The sequence below is a fragment of the Jiangella alba genome (genome assembly GCF_900106035.1).
GTDB lineage: Bacteria > Actinomycetota > Actinomycetes > Jiangellales > Jiangellaceae > Jiangella > Jiangella alba.
Map to the genome: position 1 here is coordinate 2,009,262 of NZ_FNUC01000003.1, position 21,170 is coordinate 2,030,431.

At 74.5% G+C, this 21,170-nt stretch carries 18 protein-coding genes; 15 read left to right on the forward strand and 3 right to left on the reverse strand.

Annotated features, from left to right (window positions below; genetic code table 11):
* Positions 1-25: 25 nt before the first annotated feature.
* From BLV02_RS11775 to BLV02_RS11800, 6 genes are all read left to right on the forward strand, one after another.
* Positions 26-2,080: a cytochrome c oxidase assembly protein gene (locus BLV02_RS11775; RefSeq protein ID WP_216094616.1), complete on the forward strand. Its 2,055-nt coding sequence runs from the start codon at positions 26-28 to the stop codon at positions 2,078-2,080.
* Complete coding sequence (locus BLV02_RS11780) at positions 2,077-4,344, forward strand: heavy metal translocating P-type ATPase (protein WP_245737726.1); 2,268 nt, start codon at positions 2,077-2,079, stop codon at positions 4,342-4,344. The genes BLV02_RS11775 and BLV02_RS11780 overlap by 4 nt, the downstream gene beginning before the upstream one ends.
* Positions 4,345-4,354: 10 nt before the next feature.
* Entirely contained in the window at positions 4,355-4,891 is a 537-nt protein-coding gene (locus BLV02_RS11785; RefSeq protein WP_141711888.1) for a hypothetical protein, read from the forward strand.
* 128 nt (positions 4,892-5,019) lie between these two features.
* On the forward strand, positions 5,020-6,057 hold the full coding sequence (locus BLV02_RS11790) for a FecCD family ABC transporter permease (RefSeq protein ID WP_069115178.1): 1,038 nt from the start codon (positions 5,020-5,022) through the stop codon (positions 6,055-6,057).
* Positions 6,054-7,118 (forward strand): ABC transporter ATP-binding protein, encoded by a 1,065-nt coding sequence (locus BLV02_RS11795; RefSeq protein WP_069115177.1) that lies wholly within the window; start codon positions 6,054-6,056, stop codon positions 7,116-7,118. Before BLV02_RS11790 ends, BLV02_RS11795 begins: the two co-directional genes overlap by 4 nt.
* A complete protein-coding gene (locus BLV02_RS11800) occupies positions 7,115-8,350 on the forward strand; it encodes a substrate-binding domain-containing protein (RefSeq protein WP_069115176.1) in 1,236 nt (411 codons plus the stop codon). Before BLV02_RS11795 ends, BLV02_RS11800 begins: the two co-directional genes overlap by 4 nt.
* A 1-nt stretch (position 8,351) precedes the next feature.
* Here the strand turns inward: BLV02_RS11800 and BLV02_RS11805 are convergent, their stop codons facing one another.
* On the reverse strand, positions 8,352-8,894 hold the full coding sequence (locus BLV02_RS11805; protein ID WP_074946297.1) for a flavin reductase family protein: 543 nt from the start codon (positions 8,892-8,894) through the stop codon (positions 8,352-8,354).
* 258 nt (positions 8,895-9,152) lie between these two features.
* Between BLV02_RS11805 and BLV02_RS38535 the strand changes: the two genes are divergently transcribed.
* From BLV02_RS38535 to BLV02_RS11845, 9 genes are all read left to right on the forward strand, one after another.
* Positions 9,153-9,242, forward strand: a complete 90-nt coding sequence (locus tag BLV02_RS38535) for a putative leader peptide (protein ID WP_425432571.1) — start codon at positions 9,153-9,155, stop codon at positions 9,240-9,242.
* Positions 9,243-9,359: 117 nt separating this feature from the next.
* Positions 9,360-11,024, forward strand: a complete 1,665-nt coding sequence (locus BLV02_RS11810) for an ABC transporter substrate-binding protein (protein WP_069115174.1) — start codon at positions 9,360-9,362, stop codon at positions 11,022-11,024.
* Positions 11,021-11,956, forward strand: a complete 936-nt coding sequence (locus tag BLV02_RS11815) for an ABC transporter permease (RefSeq protein ID WP_069115173.1) — start codon at positions 11,021-11,023, stop codon at positions 11,954-11,956. The genes BLV02_RS11810 and BLV02_RS11815 overlap by 4 nt, the downstream gene beginning before the upstream one ends.
* Positions 11,953-12,792, forward strand: coding sequence for an ABC transporter permease (locus tag BLV02_RS11820; RefSeq protein WP_069115172.1), 840 nt, complete (start codon positions 11,953-11,955; stop codon positions 12,790-12,792). Before BLV02_RS11815 ends, BLV02_RS11820 begins: the two co-directional genes overlap by 4 nt.
* Positions 12,789-14,408, forward strand: a complete 1,620-nt coding sequence (locus tag BLV02_RS11825) for a dipeptide ABC transporter ATP-binding protein (protein ID WP_069115171.1) — start codon at positions 12,789-12,791, stop codon at positions 14,406-14,408. Before BLV02_RS11820 ends, BLV02_RS11825 begins: the two co-directional genes overlap by 4 nt.
* Positions 14,405-15,802, forward strand: a complete 1,398-nt coding sequence (locus tag BLV02_RS11830) for an NtaA/DmoA family FMN-dependent monooxygenase (protein ID WP_069115170.1) — start codon at positions 14,405-14,407, stop codon at positions 15,800-15,802. The genes BLV02_RS11825 and BLV02_RS11830 overlap by 4 nt, the downstream gene beginning before the upstream one ends.
* The gene (locus BLV02_RS11835; protein ID WP_069115169.1) at positions 15,799-16,995 is read left to right on the forward strand and encodes an acyl-CoA dehydrogenase family protein; all 1,197 of its coding nucleotides are present in this window, start codon (positions 15,799-15,801) and stop codon (positions 16,993-16,995) included. The genes BLV02_RS11830 and BLV02_RS11835 overlap by 4 nt, the downstream gene beginning before the upstream one ends.
* Positions 16,992-18,179, forward strand: coding sequence for an SfnB family sulfur acquisition oxidoreductase (locus BLV02_RS11840; RefSeq protein WP_141711886.1), 1,188 nt, complete (start codon positions 16,992-16,994; stop codon positions 18,177-18,179). The genes BLV02_RS11835 and BLV02_RS11840 overlap by 4 nt, the downstream gene beginning before the upstream one ends.
* Positions 18,180-18,193: 14 nt before the next feature.
* A complete protein-coding gene (locus tag BLV02_RS11845; protein WP_069115168.1) occupies positions 18,194-19,342 on the forward strand; it encodes an LLM class flavin-dependent oxidoreductase in 1,149 nt (382 codons plus the stop codon).
* Here BLV02_RS11845 and BLV02_RS11850 read toward each other — a convergent pair.
* Together BLV02_RS11850 and BLV02_RS11855 are read right to left on the reverse strand one after the other, a co-directional pair.
* Entirely contained in the window at positions 19,339-20,559 is a 1,221-nt protein-coding gene (locus BLV02_RS11850) for an NAD(P)-binding domain-containing protein (RefSeq protein ID WP_069115219.1), read from the reverse strand. The two genes, BLV02_RS11845 and BLV02_RS11850, sit on opposite strands and share 4 nt — an antisense overlap.
* Positions 20,560-20,570: 11 nt before the next feature.
* Positions 20,571-21,119, reverse strand: coding sequence for an OsmC family protein (locus BLV02_RS11855; RefSeq protein WP_069115167.1), 549 nt, complete (start codon positions 21,117-21,119; stop codon positions 20,571-20,573).
* Positions 21,120-21,170: the final 51 nt, after the last annotated feature.

Genomic DNA, 21,170 nt, shown 5'->3' on the forward strand with positions numbered 1-21,170 from the left:
TGTAGAGAACGGTAGCGTGCGGCGCGTGCGTCAGCTGAACCTGGAGGACCGGCCGGCGACGGCCGCGGCCCCGGACGTCACCGGGCTGCGGCTGTCCCGCCGCCGGGCGCCGCTCGCGGCGGTGGCGGTCCTCGCCGCCGGTGTCGCCGGCGGGCCGGGCATCGCGGCGGCCGTGGCTCAGGACGCGGCGGTCTACGCGTCGATCCATGTCGACTTCCCGGGGACGGCGGTGCCCGTCACGACCGCGGTGGCGCGCCTGGTGGCCGACGTCGCCGCGCTGATCGCCGTCGGCGGGATCGTCGTCGCGCTGTTCCTGCGGCCGCGCCGCGGCGGCGGGCGGGATCGGCTGTCGCGCGGGCTGACGCTGACGACGGTCCAGGTCGCGGCGCTGGTGTGGCTGTCCGCGGCGGCCGTGTCCGTGCTGGCCGAGGCGGCCGACGCCGGGGGAGCGCCGCTGTCCAGCGCGGTGCTGCCGGGACACCTGCCGTACCTGGTGTCGTTCTCCGACCTGCCCAAGGCGTGGATCCTGACCGCCCTGTGCGCGGCGGTGGTCGCGGCGGGCGCGTTCCTGGCGCGCCGCTGGCCGGGCCTGCTCGTGCCGTTCGGGGCGGGCGTGCTCGGCATGCTGGCCCCGGTGGTGGTCGGGCAGGTGCTGGTCGGGCCGGACCACGACGTCGGCGTGGACGCCGCGGCGATCCAGGTGGTGCTGGTGGCGGCGACATTCGGGCCGGTGCTGGTGCTCGGCCTGCGGGCCGCGACGAGCCGGGTGCTGGAACACGAGACGCTGCGCCGGGCCGCGCGGCTGCTGGCCACCGGGCTGCCCCTCGTCCTCGCCACGGAGCTGGCCGTGACGTGGTTCAAGCTCGCGGGCTCGCCACTGCTCGGGCCGGGCACCGGGCGGCTGGCCGTCGTGCGGCTGGCCGCGGTGGTCGTCGTCGGCGCCGCGCTGGCGGCGGCCTGGTGGTGGACGAGGCGCGGCGCGCTGACCGGCCGCCGCCTGATGTGGTGCCTCGCGACGGCGGTGGTGGCGGTGGCGGGCTGGCTCGGCGCCGGCGTCGCCATGACGCGCATCCCGCCGCCGCAGTACTTCGTGCCGACCTCGTACGCGCAGGTGTTCCTCGGGTTCGACGTCGACGCGCCGCCGTCGGCCGCCGCGCTGGTCACGGCCTGGCGGCCGAACGTCCTGTTCGCCGTCCTCGCCGCCGTGGCCGTCCTGATCTACCTGCTGGCGGTGCGGCGGCTGCGCCGGCGCGGCGACCTCTGGCCGGTGGGACGGACCGCCGCGTGGACGGCCGGCTGGCTGGTCGTGGTGGTGGTGACGTCGTCCGGGCTGGGCCGCTACTCCGGTCCGTCGTTCAGCGTGCACATGGGCGTGCACATGGCGTTGAACATGCTCGCGCCGGTGCTCCTGGCGATGGGCGGTGTGACGACGCTGCTGCTGCGCGCGGCCCGCCCGGCCGGCCCGCGGGCGGCCGCCGGCCCGCACGAGTGGCTGACGGCGCTGCTCGGATCAGGGCTGCTGCGGCTCGCGTACCACCCGTTGCTGGTGTTCGTGGTCTTCATCGGCTCGTACTACGGCCTCTACCTGACCGGGCTGTTCGGCGACGCGATGCGGTTCCACTGGGCGCACCAGCTGATGAACCTGCACTTCGTGGTGGTCGGCTACCTGTTCTTCAGCCTGGTGGTCGGCGTCGACCGGCCGCCGCGGCCGCTGCCGCACCTGGGCCGGCTCGGCTTCGTGCTGGCCGCCATGCCGTTCCACGCCTTCTTCGGCGTCATCCTCATGAACAGCGACACCGTCATCGCCGAGGAGTACTACCGCCTGCTCGACCTCCCGTGGATCGGCGACCTCGACGGCGTGCAGCGGACCGGGGGCGGCATCGCCTGGGCCGGCGGGGAGATCCCGCTGCTGCTGGTGATGTCGGCGCTGGGCCTGCAGTGGGCGCGCTCGGACGAACGCGAGGCGCGCCGCCGGGACCGTCACTTCGACAGCGGGCTCGACGACGACTTCGACTCCTACAACGAGATGCTGCGCCGGCTCGGCGAACGGGCCGCGCGCGACGGGAAGGCGCACCCGTGAGCGACACCGCCGTCCGGCCGGACGCCAACGAGCTGCTCGAGCTGCAGGTGGCCGGCATGACCTGCGCGGCCTGCGCGCGCCGCGTCGAGCGGGCCCTGAACGCGCTCGACGGCGTCACCGCGACCGTCAACTACGCCACCGAGCGCGCGGTGGTGGCCGGGGTGCCGGCCGCGGACGCCGCGCGAGCGGTCGAGGCGGTCCGCGCGGCCGGCTACGACGCCGCGCCCTGGGAGCGCGGCGACGACGAGTGGAGCCGCCGGGCTCGCACCGACCGCATCGCCTCGCTGCGCCGCCGGCTGATCGTGGCGGCGCTGCTGACCATCCCGCTGTGCGACCTCACCATCGTGCTGGCGCTGGTGCCGGAGTGGCGCTTCCCGTTCTGGGAGGCGGCCTGCGTCGCGCTGGCCGTCCCCATCGTGTTCTGGGCGGCCGCGCCGTTCCACCGGGCGGCGCTGCGGCACCTGCGGCATCGCAGCTTCACCATGGACACGCTGGTGTCGCTCGGCATCACGGCGTCGTTCGGCTGGGCGGTCGTCACGCTGGCGATCGGCTCGGACGAGCCGGCCTACTGGCTGGGGTACGGCATGACGCCGGCCGGCGCCGACTCCCTCTACCTCGACGTCGCCGCGGCGATGACGACGTTCCAGCTGGCCGGCCGCTACTTCGAGACCCGGTCGCGGCGGCGGGCCGGCGACGTGCTGAACGCGCTGGACCGGCTGGCGGCCGTGAGCGTCCGCGTGCTGCGCGACGGGCGGGAGGTCCTCGTCGCGCCCGCCGAGCTGCGCGCGGGCGAGGTGTTCGTCGTGCTGCCGGGGGAGACGATCGCCGCCGACGGACGCGTCCGCGCCGGGCTCGCCGCCGTCGACGTCAGCGCCATGACCGGTGAACCGGTGCCGCGCGAGGTGCGCCCCGGCGACGACGTCGTCGGCGGGACGGTCAGCAGCGACGGCCGCCTCGAGGTGGTGGCCGAACGGGTCGGCGCGCACACCCAGCTGGCGCAGATGGTGGCGCTGGCCGAGGAGGCCCAGCAGCGCAAGGCCCGCATCCACGCTCTGGTCGACCGAGTGGTCGCCGTGTTCGTGCCGGCGGTCATGGCGTTGTCGGCGGTGGTGCTGGCGGGCTGGCTGCTGGCCGGCGCGGCGCCGCGCGACGCCTTCGGCACGGCCGTCACCGTGCTCATCATCGCCTGCCCGTGCGCGCTGGGCCTGGCCACGCCGACCGCGCTGATGGTCGGCGTGGGCCGCGGCGCGCAGCTCGGGATCCTCATCAAGGGCCACGACGCGCTCGAGGCGAGCGGCCGCATCGACGCCGTGGTCTTCGACAAGACCGGCACCCTCACCACCGGGATCATGCGGGTCGACGCCGTCGTCGCGCGGGACGGGGCCGACGCCGGCGCGGTGCTGGCGCTGGCCGCGGCCGTCGAACGCGGCTCCGAGCACGCCATCGCCCGGGCGGTCGTGGCGCACGCCGACGAGACCGGCGCCGCCCAGGTGGCGGCCACCGATCACCGCACCCTTCCCGGACTGGGCGTCCGCGCGGTCGTCGGCGGCCGCGAGATCCTGGTCGGCGGACCCGGGCTGCTGCTCGACCAGGGCGTGGAGGTGCCCGCGTCGCTGCGCGCCGAGCTGGACCGGCGCGGCGCCGCCGGGCACACGACCGTGGTCGTCGCGGCCGGCGCGACGGCGCAGGCCGTCATCGCGCTCTCCGACACCGTCAAGCCGTCCGCCGCGCCCGCGGTCGCCCGGCTGCGCTCGCTCGGGTTGCGGACGATCCTGCTCACCGGCGACGGCCCGGCGGCCGCCGCGGCCGTCGCTCGTGCGGCGGGCATCGACGACGTGCGATCGCAGGTGCTGCCGGCCGCGAAGGCCGCCGCTGTCGAGCGGCTGCGGGCCGATGGCCGCCGGGTCGCCATGGTCGGCGACGGCATCAACGACGCCGCCGCTCTCGCCGCGGCCGATCTCGGCATCGCCGTGGTCGACGGCACCGACGTCGCCATGCGCGCGGCCGGCATCATCGTCGTCCGCGACGACCTGCGCGCCGTCGTCGACGCGGTCGAGCTGTCCCGCAAGACCCTGAGCACCATCCGCGGCAACCTGGTCTGGGCGTTCGGGTACAACCTGGCCGCCGTCCCGGTCGCGGCGGCCGGGCTGCTCAACCCGCTCATCGCGGCCGCCACGATGTCGCTGTCGTCGGTCCTGGTGGTCACCAACAGCCTGCGGCTGCGCTCGTTCCGGGCCCGGCGCCGGTCGGCCGGGCTTGGATAACATGTCGGCCGTGCCGTCCCCCGGACGTGGTCTGCCGCGCCTCGTGCGCGGTGCTGTGCTGGCCACGTTCTGCCTGCTCATGTCCATGGGTGCGCATGTGGCCGCGGGCGGCAGCCCGCCGTTGTCGCCCGGTCTGCTGCTGTGCGCCGGGCTGCTCGTCGTCAGCTGTGTCGCGGCCGCCGACCGGCGTCGCGGGTTCGGCGGCATCGTCACGGTCGCCGGGGTGTCGCAGGTGGTGTTCCACCTGCTCAGCGCCGGTGGTGACCACGGCGGTTCGGCCGCCGTGGTGACGCCGGGGCCTGGCATGGTGCTGGCCCACGTCGTCGCGACGCTCGTCGTCGGAGCCGCGCTGGCCTGCGGGGAGCGGCTGGTGTGGTCGCTGGCCGCGCTGTGCGGCGTGGTCCGGGCGCTGCGGCTGGTCCGCTGCTGCCCGCCGCCCGGGCCCGCGCCGGCCGCCGCCGCGTTCGCCGCGCCCCGGCCCGTGCGCCGGTGGATCCTGGCCCGCTCCGGGCCGGCCTGGCGCGGCCCGCCCGTCCTCTCGCACTGAGCGCCCCGCCGTCGCGGACCATCCGCGGCGGCGTCCCGGTGCGTGCTGCCGAGCCGCCGGGTTTCCCCCTGCCGGCGCGGTCCCCGGACTCCGGGGCGCGTCGCCGCAGGACGTGCGAGAGGACCCCCATGCCGCAACGGTTCGTCGTCTTCGCCGCTCTGGTCGTGCTGCTCGTGCTCGGCGTCCTGGTGCTCCTGGGCCAGGGGTCGGTGCGGATCCCGCTCGACGAGGTCGCCTCGGTGCTGCTGGGCGGTGAGGCGAGCCGCGACGTGTACGAGACGGTGATCGTCGACGCGCGGCTGCCGAAGGCGCTCACCGCCGTGCTCGCCGGCGCCGCGCTCGCCGTCGGCGGCGCCCAGATGCAGACCCTGTTCCGCAACCCGCTGGCCGACCCGTTCGTCCTCGGGGTCAGCTCCGGCGCCCAGCTCGGCGCCGCCATCGTGATCCTGGGGACCACGGGCACCGGCTGGCTGAGCCAGCTCGGCGTGCTGGACCAGCTCGGCGTGACCGGCGCCGCGATCATCGGAGCCGGGCTGGTGCTCGTCCTCGCGCTGGCGGTCGCGCAGCGCGTCGCCGGGCCGGTCACCGTCCTGATCGTCGGCGTGATGTTCGGCTACCTGGCCGGCGCGGTCGTCGACGTGCTGGTCTACTACACCGAGCCGGAGCGGCTGCAGAGCCTGGCCGGCTTCACCCGGGGCACCGTCCGGGACGTCTCGTGGGACGACCTGCGGGTGCTCGCGCCGGTCTGCGTCGTCGCCGTGGTCGTGTCGCTGGCGCTGGCGCGGCCGCTGAACGTCCTGCTGCTGGGGGAGCGGTACGCGGCGACGATGGGCATCCCGGTGCGCGCGGTGCAGCGGCTGTCGCTGGTCGCGGTCGCCGTGCTCGCCGGGGTGACCACCGCGTACTGCGGGGTGATCGGGTTCATCGGCCTGGCCGCCCCGCACCTGGTCAGGGGCCTGTTGCGCACGTCGGATCACCGGGTGGTGCTGCCGGCCTCGGCGCTGCTCGGGGCCGTGCTCGTGCTGGTCGCCGAGTACGTGGCCGGCGGGAACGGCGTCACCGGCACGGCCCTGCCGCTGAACTCGGTGACGGCCTTCATCGGCGGGCCGGTCGTGCTGTGGGTGCTGCTGCGCCGCCGGCGCGACTCGGCGCAGGTGCCGGCATGACCGGCGACGCGGTCCTCGCGGCCGCCGGCCTGACCGCCGGGTACCAGGGAGCCCGCCGCCGGCCCGTCGCCGTCGTCGAGTCGGTGTCGGCGTCGCTGCGGCCCGGCCGGCTGGTCTGCCTGCTCGGGCCGAACGGCGCCGGGAAGTCGACGCTGCTGCGCACCCTGGTGGGCAGCCAGCCGGCGCTGGGCGGGTCCGTGCGCCTGGACGGCGCGGAACTGTCGCGGCTGACGGCCCGCGAGCGGGCCCGGCGGCTCGCGGTCGTGCTGACCGACCGCGTCGACGTCGGCCTGCTCACCGCCCGCGACCTGGTGACCATGGGCCGCACCCCGCGCACGGGCTGGTTCGGCGCCCTGCGCGGCGCCGACCACGACGTCGTCGACTGGGCGCTGGCGGCGGCCGGCGCCACCGAGCTGGCCGGCCGGCACGTCGACGAGCTGTCCGACGGCGAGCGGCAACGGGTCATGGTCGCCCGCGCGCTGGCGCAGCAGCCGTCGGTGCTGGTCCTGGACGAGCCGACCGCGTTCCTGGACCTCACCCGCCGGGTCGAGCTGATGGCGCTGCTGCGCCGGCTGGCCGCCGAGACCGGCCTGGCCGTGCTGATGTCGATGCACGACCTCGAGCTGGCGCTGCGCACCGCCGACGAGATCTGGCTGGTCCATCCCGGCGGGCGGTTCCAGGCGGGCGCGCCGGAGGATCTCGGCGCCGACGGCAGCATCGCGGCGGCCTACGCCGGCGACGGCATCAGGTTCGACCACGCGGCCGGCACCTTCGTGACCGACGGGCGCGAGGACGGCCCGGCCGTCAACGTCGGCGGCGACGAGACCGCGGTGCACTGGGCGCGCCGGGCGGCCGCCCGGGCCGGCGTGGCCGTCGCCGCGTCGGCCGCCCACCGCCTCGAGGTCCGTGACGGACCACCGGTGACCTGGACCCTCACCGCCGCCGGCCGCGCGACCAGCGGTTCCGGCTTCGCCACCTTGCACGGCCGGCTCGCGGAGCTCGCGCCGGCCACCTCCGGCCTCCCGGCCGACCCCGCAGAGACGAGGAGCACCACACCATGAACCGAGCGTCCCGCACCACCGTCCCGGCCCTGGCCGCTGCCCTGCTCGTGCTCGCCGGCTGCGGCGCCGACGACGACACCCGGCCGGCCGCCGAGGCCGACGTCCGCGGCTGCGTCACGGACCAGTCCGGCGACGACGACCACTTCCCGGTCAAGAGCACCGTCGAGGAGTCGGAGCTGTGGAACATCGAGTACTTCGGCTCCTACAAGGTCATCACCGTCGCCGACGGTGAGAACCCCGGCGACGAGGACCTGCGCTACGTCCTGTACCAGTGCGGGACGCCGCAGCCGCCGGCCGAGGGCGTCCTGGCCGACGCGCTGTTCGTCGAGATCCCGGTCGACAGCGCCACCGTCACGTCGTTCAACGCGCTGGCGATGATCGACCGGGTCGGCCGGAACCGGTCCGTCACCGGGCTCAGCGGCCAGCTTTTGGGCAACGGTGACCAGGACGCCTGGTACGCGAGCGTCATCGAGGAGGCCGGCGACCCGCTCCCGGTCGGCGAGTACACCGACCTCGACCGCGAGACGCTGCTCGTCCTGGAGAACGACGTCCTGTTCATGTCCGGCTTCGGCGTGGGCTTCGACGACATCACCAACGCTCGCGCCGCCGGGCTGCCTGGCGTCAGCGTCTCGAACCGGCTCGAGACGCACGCCCTCGCCTCCGCCGAGTGGATCAAGATGATCGGGGCGTTCTACAACGCCGAGGAGGCCGCCAACGCCGAGTTCGACGCCATCCGCGGCCGCTTCGACGCCGTCGTCGAGCGGGTCACCGGCGCCGGCGCCGCCACCGGCCGGCAGGTCGGCTACGTCTGCGTCGGCGAGCAGTTCTGCGGCGACTTCTTCTACGCGCACGGGGTGGACACGCTGAACGGGCGGCTGCTGGCCCAGCTGGGCGCGGACAACCCGTTCGGCGACGACAACACCGAGCCCAACGGCAGGCTCTACGACTACGAGGCGGCCCTGGGCGCCGGCGCCGACGCGGACTTCTTCATCAACTACGCCCCGATGAGCGAGCACCTGGCCACGACCGCCGCCGACTCGCGCTACCAGAGCTTCGCGCCCATCGCCGCGGGCCGGTTCCTCGCCGTGGCGGACGAGAGCTTCCAGGAGTGCCGGGCCAAGGGCTACCTCGACGTCGACCTGCTGATCAAGGACTACGCGATCGGCCTCGCCCCCGACCTGTTCCCCGGCGAGCGCGGCACCTGCTATGTCGCGCCGGCCGCGGCGGGGTGAGTCACCCGGCGGCCCGGTGCTCGACCCGTCCGTAGGCGCCGGCGTGGTAGACGAGGGGCGCGTGCTCGCCGCCGCTCCAGGCGTGGGTGACGCGGGCGACGACGATGTGGTGGTCGCCGACCGGGTGGCGGTCGACGACCACGGCGCGGAGGTGGCCGGGCGCGCTGTCGAGGACCGGTTCACCGGTGACCAGCCGCGACCACCGGGTGGGCGCGGCGAACCGGTCGATGCCGCTGGTGGCGAACGTGGTGGCGAGGCCGTGCTGGTCGTCGGCGAGGAAGTTGACCACGAGCGTGGGCGCGATCGCGACGGCGGGCCAGCTGGACGCCGTCGTCGCGAGGGCGAACGAGAGCAGCGGCGGGTCGAGGGACACCGAGGCGAGGGACGTCGCGGTGAACCCGGCCGGCCGGCCGCCGGCGTCGGCGGTGATGACGACGACACCGGCGGCGTGGCGGCGGAAGGCGGCCCGGAACGCGTCGGCGTCGACGGAGACGGGCTGGGCCGGCCTGGGGGACGGGGCCGGGGTGTGGAGGCGGACGGACATGGGGCGGCTCCTGGGTAGGTGACGGCGGAGGTGCGCCGGAGCGGCGACCTCGACGGAACCCGGGATCGATGACGGGGCCGGCTGCCGACGCGGATCAGGCCGTCCGCGTCGCTGGGTGAGCCACGGCCCGCACTCAATTTCCTACTGAGCAGCTAGGAAATCAACCGGCCATCCAGATGGCGGACGAATTCGAGACGCGTGTCTCAGGTGTCGGACATTGCCTTGTATTCCTACCTACTTACTAGGAATATGGCCGGTATGACTGCTGGCGACCTCCTGGTACGGCGACTCGCCGTCGACCTCATGCGCAGCGCCAGCGCACTGTGTCCGCTCTGCTCGCACCGCTGATCCTGCCGCGTCGGCGATGGGTGCGCCGACCTCGATCCGCACGGTACCCGGGTGATCCCCCCGTTCTGGCCGCCGGCCGCGCCATGTCCTGGCGCCCGCGACGAAGGAGCTGCACACGTGACGACGACCCATGCCCCCATCCACCGGCGACGCAGACTCGCCGCAGCGGCGAGCACGGTCCTGCTGCTGGTGACCGCCGCCTGCTCGTCCGGCGCCGCGGACGACGACACCGAGGACGCCGCGGCGAGCGGCGAGCCGGTGCGCGGCGGCGAGCTGGTGTACCTCGACGCCGAGATCCCGATCTCCGCGCTCATCCAGGAACAGGGCACCTGGCAGGACCGGGCGCTGTTCTGGAACCTCACCGACCGGCTGGTCTACCGCAACGCCGAGACCGGCGAGTTCGAGCCGTGGATCGCGCAGAGCTGGGAGGTGTCCGACGACGGCCTGCGCTACGACTTCGTCATCCGCGACGGGGTCAGCTACAGCGACGGCACGCCGGTCGACGCGCAGAGCGTGGCGCGCAACCTGACCCGTCAGGTGTACGGCGACGAGGCGAAGGGGCTGGCGAAGAACTACGCCTTCCCGGACGACGCGCAGATCACCGCCGACCCGGCGACGCGCACCGTCACGGTGGTGCTGACGCAGCCGTGGGCGCCGCTGCTGGGCGCGCTCACCGGCTGGGCGGCCGGCCTGGTCGCCGACTCGGTGTTCGAGCTGACCCGCGAGGAGCAGTCGGACTACACGAACCTGGTCGGCAGCGGCCCGTTCACGGTCCAGTCGGTCGAGTACGGCAAGTCGTACGTGCTCACCCGCCGCGACGGCTACGCGTGGGCGCCGGAGAGCTCGCCCAACCAGGGCGAGGCGTACCTCGACACCGTCGCCATCACGCCGGTGCAGGAGGACTCCGTCCGCCTCGGCACGTTGCGGTCCGGGCAGGCGCACCTGCTGCGCTACGTCCAGCCGAGCGAGGAGCGGGCGCTGGCCGACGACGGCTACACCATCGTCGCGCGCAGCGGCGTCGGCCTGGCCAACCAGTGGCCGCTGCGGCAGAACGTCTGGCCCGGCGACGACCCGGACGTGCGCAAGGCGCTGCAGCTGGCCGTCGACCGCGAGCAGATCATCGAGGACCTCTACACCGAGAACTGGTCGGCTGCGACCAGCGTGCTCGCACCCGGCACGGCCGGCTACACCGACCTCTCCGCGGAGATCGGCTACGACCCCGAGCGCGCCGCCACGCTGCTCGACGAGGCCGGCTTCGCCGAGCGCGACGCCGACGGGTACCGCGTCCGCGACGGGCGGCGGCTGAGCCTCAAGACCTACGTCGACGTCTTCGACAACACCGCCAAGGCGCTGTTCCAGCACATCCAGGCGCAGTTCAAGGACCTCGGCGTCGAGGTGGTCATCGACGAGACCGACTACAGCTCGTACGGCCAGACCGTGAACGCCGACCCCGCGGTGAACTTCACCCGGACGGGCTGGCCGCACCCGGACCCGGCGCACGGACTGTGGAACGTCTACTCGTCCGGGCGCGCCGACAGCCTGAAGCTCGAGGGCGCCGACCCGCAGCTGGACGCGCTGCTCGACGCCGGCCTGCACGCGCCCGGCGCCGACGCCGAGTCGGCGGCGCTCGCCGAGACCCAGCGGTACCTGCTGGAGAACGCGCTGACGATCCCGATCCTCAACGACACCCAGGTCTACGCGGGCGCCCCGGACCTGCACGGGTTCACGCTGTCCGACGGCGGCCTGCCCGAGTACCAGCGGGCGTGGCTGGACGCCGGATGAGCCGGCGCGCGTTCGTCGTGCGCCGGAGCGCGCAGGCGCTGCTGGTGGTCTGGCTGTCGTACACGCTGGTCTTCGCGGTGCTGTTCGTGCTGCCCGGCAACCCGATCCGCGACAAGATCACCAACCCGCTCAACCCGCTGCCCGAGTCGGTGGTCCGGCCGCTGATCGAGTACTACGACCTCGACCTCACGCTGCTCGAGCAGTACGTCGTCACGCTCGGCCGGACCCTCACCGGCGATCTCGGCTACTCGCTGGTCAACGGCATCCCGGTGACCGAGCTGCTGGCGCAGGGGCTGTCCGAGACGGTGGCGCTGGCGACGCTCGCGCTGCTGTTCTCGGTCGTGCTGGCGCTGGGCATCGCGCTCACCGCGGTGTTCTTCCCGGTCGCGGCCGTGCGCAGCGTCGTGCGCGCCCTGCCGGCGGTGTTCCTGTCCACGCCGAGCTTCCTGGTGGGCTTCGTCCTGCTGGTGGTCTTCTCGTTCCAGCTCGGCTGGGTCTCGTCGATCCGGGACCAGGGCCTGGTGTCGTACGTGCTGCCGGCGCTGACGCTGGCGATCGCCGTCACGGCGCCGATCGCCCAGGTGCTGATCCAGGGGCTCAGCCGGGCCAGGGGCGAGCCGTTCGTCACCGTGCTCAAGGCCAAGGGGGTGCCGCCGGCCACCATCGCCGGGCGGCACGTCCTCAAGAACGGGTCGATCCCGGCGCTGACGCTCGCCGCGCTGACCGTCGGCGACCTGCTGGCCGGCGCCACGATCGTCGAGACGATCTTCAACCGGACCGGGATCGGGCTGATCACCGAGCAGGCCGTCCGCGAGCAGGACACCCCTGTCGTCATGGCCATCGTGGTGCTGGTGTCCGCGCTGTTCGTGGCCATCAACCTGGTCACCGACCTCGTGTACCCGGTCATCGACCCGCGGATCACGGTCGGATGACGGCCGCCGGCATCGCCGTGCCCGCCACCGGATTCCGGCTGCGCGAGGTCTCCGTGACGGAGTGGCTGGCCCTCGCCGTCGTGACGCTGCTGGTCGTCGCGGTGGTCGCGCCCGGCCTGCTGACGGCGTACGACCCGCTGGCGCCGGACCCGGCGGCGATCCTGCAGGGACCGTCGGCGGCGCACCCCTTCGGCACCGACTACCTGGGCCGCGACCTGCTGTCGCGGGTCGTGCACGGGACCGTCAGGACGATGGTCGGCTCGGCCGTCGCGGTGGTCATCGGGCTCGGCCTGGGCACCGTGCTCGGGCTGCTGGCCGCCTACTTCGGCGGGGTCGTCGACGCGGTCATCTCGCGGGTCGTCGACGTGCTGCTGTCGATCCCCGGCCTGCTGCTGTCGATGGTGGTCGTGGTCGCGCTCGGCTTCGGCGCGCTCAACGCCGCGATCGCCGTCGGGGTGTCGTCGGTCGCGGTGTTCACCCGGCTGATGCGCTCGGAGACGCTCACCGTCACCGGGCTGCCGTTCGTCGAGGCCAGCCACCACCTCGGCGGCAGCCGGCGGCAGGTGCTGATCAGGCACGTGTTCCCCAACTCCTACTCCGCGGTGCTGTCGCTCACCGCGCTGCAGTTCGGCCTCGCGATCCTCTGGATCTCGTCGCTGAGCTTCCTCGGCTACGGCGCGCCGCCGCCGCAGCCGGAGTGGGGGCTGCTCGTCGCCGAGGGCCGCGAGTACGTCGTCTCCTCGCCGTGGCTGGTGGTGATCCCGGGGCTGGCCATCACCGTGTCCGTCCTGTCCATCAGCCGGGTGAGTCAGTTCGTGAAGGAGAGGGTGCTGTGACGACCGATGCCCCGATCGTGGTCGAGGACCTGCGGATCGGCTACTTCCACGGCCGCGGCGGCGTCGCCGACGTCGTCCACGGCGTCTCGCTCGAGGTGCGCCGGGGCGAGACGACGTCGCTGGTGGGCCAGTCCGGGTCCGGCAAGAGCACTATCGCGCACGCCATCGGCGGGCTGCTGCCGGCCAACGGCGCCGTCACCGGCGGCCGGATCCAGGTGCTGGGCCGCGACGCCACCGGGTTCACGCCGCGGCAGTGGCGCGGCCTCTACGGGTCGTCGGTCGGGTTCGTCCCGCAGGACCCGCTCAGCTCGCTGGACCCGCTGGTCCGGGTCGGCGACCAGATCGCGCAGAGCCTGCGGGTGCATCGGACGGTGCCGCGCGCGGCCGTCCGCGGCCGGGTCGTCGAGCTGCTGGACCGCGTCGGCATCCAGAACCCGGCCGAGCGGGCGCGGTCGTACCCGCACCAGCTCTCCGGCGGGCAGCTGCAGCGGGTGCTGATCGCGATCGCGGTGGCCGCGCGCCCGTCGATCCTCATCGCCGACGAGCCCACCTCGGCGCTGGACGTCACCGTCCAGAAGACGATCCTCGACCTTATCGGCGAGCTGCAGCACGACCTCGGGCTGGCGGTCCTGTTCATCACCCACGACCTGGCGCTGGCCCGGGAGCGGGCCGACCGGCTGGTCGTGCTCGACCAGGGGCTGGTGAAGGACCACGGGCCGGCCCGGGAGGTGCTGGAGAACCCGCGCGACCCGTACACCGTGACGCTGCTGTCGCACGCGCCCGCGGAGGATCCGGACCGCTACGTGGACCGGGTCGCGCCCGGCCCCGCCGCGCCGGCCGTGCTGGAGATCGACGGCGTCAGCAAGGTCTTCGGCCGCGGCCCGGCCGCGGTCCGGGCGGTCGACGACGTGTCGCTGCGGCTCACCCGCGGCTCGATCCACGCCGTCGTGGGGGAGTCGGGGTCGGGGAAGACGACGCTCGCGCGCATCGCCGCCGGGCTGACCGGGTTCGACGCCGGCCGGGTGACGGTGGCCGGGCGCGAGCTCGGCCCGTTGCCGGACGTCGCCAACCACCACGCCGCCGACCTGCAGCTGGTCTATCAGAACCCGCTGGCGGCGATGGACCCGCGCTACGACGTCGGGCGGATCGTCGAGGAGCCGCTGCGGCTGGCCGGCATCCGCGACCGCGCCGAGCGGCGCCGCCGGGTCCGCGACATCCTCGACCGCGTCGCGCTGCCCGCCGCGGTGCTGCGGCGCCGTCCGCGCGAGGTCTCCGGCGGCCAGCGGCAACGGGTCGCGATCGCCCGGGCGCTCGTGCTGGCGCCGAAGATCCTCGTCCTCGACGAGCCCACCTCCGCCCTGGACGTCACCGTCCAGGCCCAGATCATCGACCTGCTGGTCGGACTGCAACACGAACAGGAGCTGAGCTACGTGTTCATCTCGCACGACCTGAGCCTGGTCCGCCAGGTCGCCGACACGATCACGGTGCTCGAGAACGGCGCCGCGGTCGAGCACGGCCCGACCCGCGGGGTGTTCGCCGCGCCCGCCCACCCGTACACCCGGCGGCTGCTCGACGCGATCCCCGGCCGCGTCGAGCAGCGGGAGGTGGCGGCATGACGACGGCCGAGCCGAAGCGGCTGATCCTCAACCTGTTCGAGATGAACTGCGTCAGCCACATCACCCACGGGCTGTGGCGGCTGCCCGGCAACAACCGCGAGCGGTTCAACGACATCGAGTACTGGACCGAGCTGGCCCGGCTGCTGGAGGACGGCGGCTTCGACGCGGTGTTCCTCGCCGACGTCGTCGGCGCCTACGACACGTTCCGCGGCAGCGCCGACACCGCCGTCCGCGAGGGCCTGCAGATCCCGTCGAACGACCCGCTGCTGATCGTCCCGGCCATGGCCGCGGTGACCCGGCATCTCGGCTTCGGCATCACGTTCTCGACGACGTACGAGCCGCCGTTCGCGTTCGCCCGCCGCATGAGCACGCTGGACCACCTGACCAAGGGCCGGGTCGGCTGGAACATCGTCACGTCCTACCTGCCCAACGCCGCCCGCAACTTCGGCCTCGACGGCGAGATCGACCACGACCACCGGTTCGAGATCGCCGACGAGTACCTGGAGGTGCTCTACAAGCTGTGGGAGGGGTCGTGGGAGGAGGACGCGGTCGTCGCCGACCGGGCGACCGGCGTCTACGCGGACCCGGCGAAGGTGCACCCCATCGACCACGAGGGTGAGCACTACAAGGTGGCCGGGCCGCACCTCGCGTCGCCGTCGCGGCAGCGCACGCCGCTGCTCATCACCGCCACCGCGTCGCCGCGCGGCATCCGGTTCGCCGGGACGCACGCCGAGGCGCTGTTCACCGGCGGCGGCACCCCCGAGGCGGTCCAGGACACCATCGCGCGGGTGCGGGCGGCCGCCGCCGACGCCGGACGCGAGCCCGGGGACGTCAAGTTCGTCGTCGGCGCGGGTGTGGTCGTCGCCGCGACGGAGGCGGAGGCGCGGGCGAAGCTGGCCCGCTACCAGCAGTACTCCAGCGTCGAGGGCCGGCTGGCGCACGGCGGGTTCGGCTTCGACCCGACGGCGCATCCGCGCGACACACTGGTGCGCGACGTCGCCGGCGAGAACGGGTTCGGCCGCCGCTCGCGCGGTCCCTTCAGCGGCGACCAGACCGTCGGAGAGCTGCTGGACGCGCTGGCCGACCTGTCGCGCGGCCCGTTCTTCGCCGTCGGCGACCCCGGTCAGGTGGCCGACGCGATCGAGTCGTGGCTCGACGACGTCGGCATCGACGGCATCAACCTCACCCAGCACCACAGCTTCGACACCGCCCGCGACTTCGTCGAGCACGTCGTGCCGGAGCTGCGCCGGCGCGGCCGGCTGCGCCCGGCCTACCGCGACGGCGAGACGCTGCGCGAGCGCGTCCACGGCGGCGGCGACCGGCTGCCGGCGCGCCACCCGGCCGCGAGGTACCGCCGCACGCCCGAGCTCGCCGTCTCGAGGAGGACGTCATGACGACACCGGAGCCGCTGGAGCGGTTCACCCCGATCTTCGAGCGCATCCGCGCCGGCGCCGCCCAGCGCGAGCGCGACCGCGTCCTGCCCCGCGACGAGGTGCGCGAGCTGGCCGCGGCCGGGTTCGGCGCGCTGCGGCTGCCGCCGGACGGCGCCGGTCGCGGCGTCTCGCTGACGGCGTTCTTCGAGCTGCTGATCCGGCTCGGCGCGGCCGACTCCAACCTGCCGCAGATCTGGCGCAACCACATCGCCTTCGTCGAGGACCGGCTGCAGCCCGGCGACGGCCGCAGCGAGCACTGGCGCAAGGTGCTCGCCGGGGGAGCGGTGGTCGGCGGCGCCTGGTCCGAGCGCGGCACCGCGACTGGGCAGTCCACGACGACGCTCACCGAGGACGACGGCGGCTGGCGGCTCACCGGCACGAAGTACTACAGCACCGGCAGCCTGTTCGCCGACTGGATCAGCGTCACGGCGCCTCGCGGCGACGATCACGTCGTCGCCCTCGTCGACGCCACCGCCGACGGCGTCGAGGTGGTGGACGACTGGACCGGCATCGGCCAGCGCACCACGGCCAGCGGCACCGCCCGGTTCACCGGCGTCGCCGTCGACGAGACCGGGATCTACCCGTTCCACGACCGTGCCCCCTACCAGGAGGCGGTCTACCAGCTCGTGCACCTGGCGACGCTGGCCGGCACCGCCCGGGGCGCGCACCTGGACCTCGTCGACGCCGTCCGGGCCCGGTCCCGCTCCTACAAGCACGGCCTGGCCGAGTCCGCCCGCGAGGACGCCCAGGTGCTGGCCGTCGTCGGCCGGGTCGCGGCGGCCGCGTTCGCCGCCGAGGCCGCCGTGCTGCGGGCGGCGGCGGCGCTGGACGGCGTGGCCGACCTCGCCATCGCCGGCGGTCACGACGCGGATGCGCTGGCGCCGTCGCTGCACGCCGCGACGATCACCGTCTACGAGGCGCAGGTCGCCGTCACCGAGCTGGTGCTGCAGGCCACGACGCTGCTCTACGACGCGCTCAGCGCGTCCGCCCTGGACGCCGCGACGCTGCTGGACCGGCACTGGCGCAACGCCCGCACCGTCACGTCGCACAACCCGCGGATCTACAAGGAACGCCTGGTCGGGAACTGGCACGTCAACGCGGTGCCGCCGAGCCTCGGCTTCGACCGGGCCGGCGCACCGGGCGGCGGCTCGTGACGGCGCGCCCGCCGGTGCTGGACGCGGGCCGGGCCGTCCAGGCCGCCCGGGACCAGTCCGTCCTGCTGGCGAAGGACGCCGCCGCGCGCGATGCCGATCGCCGGCTGCCCGGTCCGGAGGTGGACGCGCTGTCGGCCAGCGGGCTGCTGGGCATCACGGTTCCGGCGGCGTACGGCGGGCCGGGCCTGCGGGCGTCGGTGGCCGCCGAGGTGTTCCGGCTGCTGGCCACCGGCGATCCGAACGTCGCGCAGATCCCGCAGAGCCACTTCGTGTACGTCCGCGCCCTGCGCGACCGGGCGACACCGGAGCAGCAGTCGTTCTTCTTCGGCGAGGTGCTGGCCGGGCGGCGGTTCGGCAACGCGCAGGCCGAGCCCGGCACCCGGCACGTCCGGGACCTGCGGACGACGCTCACGCCCGACGGCGACGGCTGGCGGCTCGACGGCGTCAAGGGGTACAGCACCGGCGCGCTGTTCGCCGACTGGATCCCCGTGCTCGCACACCGCGGCGACGGCGGCCCACTGGCGGTCGCGTGGGTCCGTCGCGACGCCGGCGGTGTCGAGGTCGTGGACGACTGGAACGGCCTGGGACAGCGGACCACGGCGAGCGGGACGGTCCGGCTCAGCGGCGTGCGGGTCGCCGCCGAGCACGTCACCGGCTACGCGGAGACGTTCGACGGCCCGCAGGTCCACGGGGCCTTCGCCCAGTTGTTGCACGCGGCGATCGACACCGGCATCGCGCGCGCGGCGCTGGGCGACGCCGCCGAGTTCGTGCGCGCCGCCAGCCGCCCGTACCCGGACGCCGGGGTCGACCGGCACGCCGACGACCCGCTCGTCGCGCAGGCCTTCGGCGAGCTGGAGGTGGCGGTGCGCTCCGCCGAGGCGCTGCTGCACGCCGCCGGCCGCGCCGTCGACGCGGCCGACCGTGACCTCGACACCGGCTCGGCACGTGAGGCCGGCCTGGCCGTCGCCGCCGTCCGGGTCGCGTCGAGCCGGGCGGCCGTCGAGGCGGGCAGCCGGCTGTTCGAGCTGGGCGGCACCCGCTCGGCGCTGGCCACGCTCAACCTCGACCGGCACTGGCGCAACGCGCGCACCCACACCCTGCACGATCCGGCCGCGTGGAAGCTGCAGCACCTCGGCCGCTGGATCGCCGGCGGCGCCGAGCCGCCGAACCATCCGCAGTTCTAGCCACGGAGTTCACGATGACCTTGACGTTCCACTGGTTCCTGCCCACCAACGGCGACAGCCGCGACGTGGTCGGCGGCGGTCACGGCACCGCGACCGGTGTCGCGGGCGGCGACCGGCCGGCCAGCGTCGCCTACCTCGGCCAGGTCGCGCGCGCCGCCGAGCAGCTCGGGTTCACCGGCGCGCTGACACCGGCCGGCGCGTGGTGCGAGGACGCCTGGATCACCACCGCGCTGCTGAACGGCGTCACCGAGCGGCTGCGGTTCCTGGTCGCGTTCCGGCCCGGCCTGGTCTCGCCGACGCTGGCCGCGCAGATGGCGGCGACGTTCCAGAACCTGTCCGGCGGCCGGCTGCTGCTCAACGTCGTCACCGGCGGGGAGAGCCACGAGCAGCGCGGGTACGGCGACTTCCTCGACAAGGACGCCCGCTACGCGCGCACCGGCGAGTTCCTCGACATCGTCCGGCGGCTGTGGCGCGGCGAGACGGTCACCCACGGCGGCGAGCACCTCCAGGTCGAGGGCGCCGCGCTCGCGCGCGTCCCCGACCCCGTCCCGCCGATCTACTTCGGCGGCTCGTCACCGGCCGCCGGCCGCGTCGCCGCCCGGCACGCCGACGTCTACCTCACCTGGGGCGAGCCGCCGGACGCCGTCGCGGAGAAGGTCGCCTGGATCCGCTCCCTCGCCCGCGAGGAGGGCCGCGAACCGCGCTTCGGCATCCGGCTGCACGTCATCCCGCGCGACACCGCCGCCGAGGCCTGGGCCGAGGCCGGCCGCCTGCTGGCGCGGATCGGCGACGACACCATCGACGGCATCCAGCAGGGATTGCGCCGCAGCGAGTCCGAGGGCCAGCGGCGCATGCTGGAGCTGAACCGCGGCAGCCGCGAGAACCTGGAGGTGGCGCCCAACCTGTGGGCCGGCGTCGGCCTGGTCCGCGGCGGCGCCGGAACGGCGCTGGTCGGCAGTCACACCGAGGTCGCGGACCGGATCGAGGAGTACCACCGCGTCGGGATCGACGAGTTCGTCCTCTCCGGCTACCCGCACCTGGAGACGGCGTACTGGTTCGCCGAGGGCGTCGGGCCGGTGCTGTCCCGGCGCGGCCTGTGGGACCGTGGCTCCGCGGCGCCGTCCGCCCAGCCCGCGCGGGTGCCGTTCGCGGCGACGCCCTAACGGGCGGCCAGGTGCCGCGCGAGGTGGCCGACGATCTCGCGCGCGTCGTCCTCGATGCCGTACACGTAGCTGGACCTGCGCCGCCGCATGACGGGCAGCCCGAGCGCGTAGAGCCCGGGCCCGACGACGCCGCCGTCGTGTCGCAGGTGTCCCTTCGCGTCGACCACGGGCACGTCGAGCCAGGAGTAGTCCGGGCGGTAGCCGGTGGCCCAGACGACCGAGCGGATCTCGCCGCCGCGCAGGTCCAGCTGGAGCCGCGGCGACGGCGGCAGCGGCGTCGGCGCCGGCCGCTCCGGCGGGCCGGCGGGCGCGTCGTTCGTCCGTGCCCACGCGTCGAACGTGCCGAGCAGCCGGTCCAGCTTGAGGTCGGCGAGCGTGACGACGTTGCGCAGCCCGCCGGAGAACAGGGCGCGGTCGTCGCGCACCGCCGCCCACCGTCCGACCAGCTCGACGTCCAGGGCGGCCAGCGCGCCGAGGTCCAGCGTCGCGCGGTCCGGTGTGCCGACGAGCTGCGGTGACGGCAGCCGCCGGGCGCGGCCGAGGTCGTCGATCTCGTCGTGACGCTGGTCCCAGACCCCGGACGCGTCCATCCACCACAGCACGTCGCGGCCGCGGTAGATGCGGGGGAGCCGGACGTGCTCGCCGGTGGACAGCGTCACCGGCCGGCCGGACCGGCGCAGCTCGGCGGCCAGCTGCACACCGGTGGCCGACCCGCCGACGACCAGCACGCCGCCGTCCGGGAGGTCGTCCGGACGCCGGTAGTCGAACGTCGTCACCTGGACGACCTCCGGCGGCACGGCGGCGGCGAACGGTGGCAGCGCGGGCCGGTTCGCGGCCCCGCCGGCGAGGACCACGGCGCGGCAGTCCAGCACGCCGCGATCCGTCGTCACGCGATAGCCGTCGCCGGCGCGGCGCACCGACGTCACCGTCGTCCCGGTCCGGACGGGCGCGCGGGTCACGGCGGCGTACCGGTCGAGGAGGCCGGCCAGCTCGTCCGCCGTCTGGTAGCCGTCCGGGTCCGGGCCGTCGTAGCTCAGGCCGGGCAGCCGGGTCTGCCAGTTCGGCGTGAGCAGCCGCAGCGAGTCCCACCGCTCGCGTCGCCACGAGTTGGCCACCACGCCGCGCTCCAGGACGACGTGGTCGATCGCGTGCTCGGTGAGGACGTGGCTCGCGGCGAGGCCGGCGTGCCCCGCCCCGACGACGACGGCGGTGACGATGGCCGGGCCCGTCAGGCGACCGTGACGGACACGTCCGTGGGGTTGGTCAGCGCGTCGAACACGGCCGAGCGCTTCTGCGACTGCGCCACCAGCGCCTCGATCTCCTCCCGCGACGCGTCGGCGTCGATGGCGAAGCTCACCCGGACGTCGTTGAAGCCGTTGCGGACGTCGCTGTCGGCGCCGAGGATCCCGCGGATGTCGTGGTCGCCCTCGACCGTCGCCTCGACCGAGCGCAGCTGGATGCCGCGGTTCTGCGCGACCGACGCCACGCCCGCCGTCAGGCAGCCGACCAGGCCGACCAGCAGGTACTCGATCGGCGTGATGCCGTTGTCCTGGGCGGCGAACACCTCCGGGTGGTCGGCCTCGAACACCGTCTCGGACTTGTGCGTCTGCTCGGCGCCGAGACCGAAGAAGTCCTGCACGCGGGTCGTGCTGTGCACGCCGTTCCGCCACGTCGAGGAGGCCCGCCAGGTGAACCGGGCCGCCTCGGGCGCGCCCTTCAACACGTCACGCGCGTCGAGCAGCGCCTGGACGTTCACCCCGTTGTCGATCGTCGTCATGCCGATCCTTCTTTCCTGGATTCCCTATGGTATTAGTGGACAATACACGGG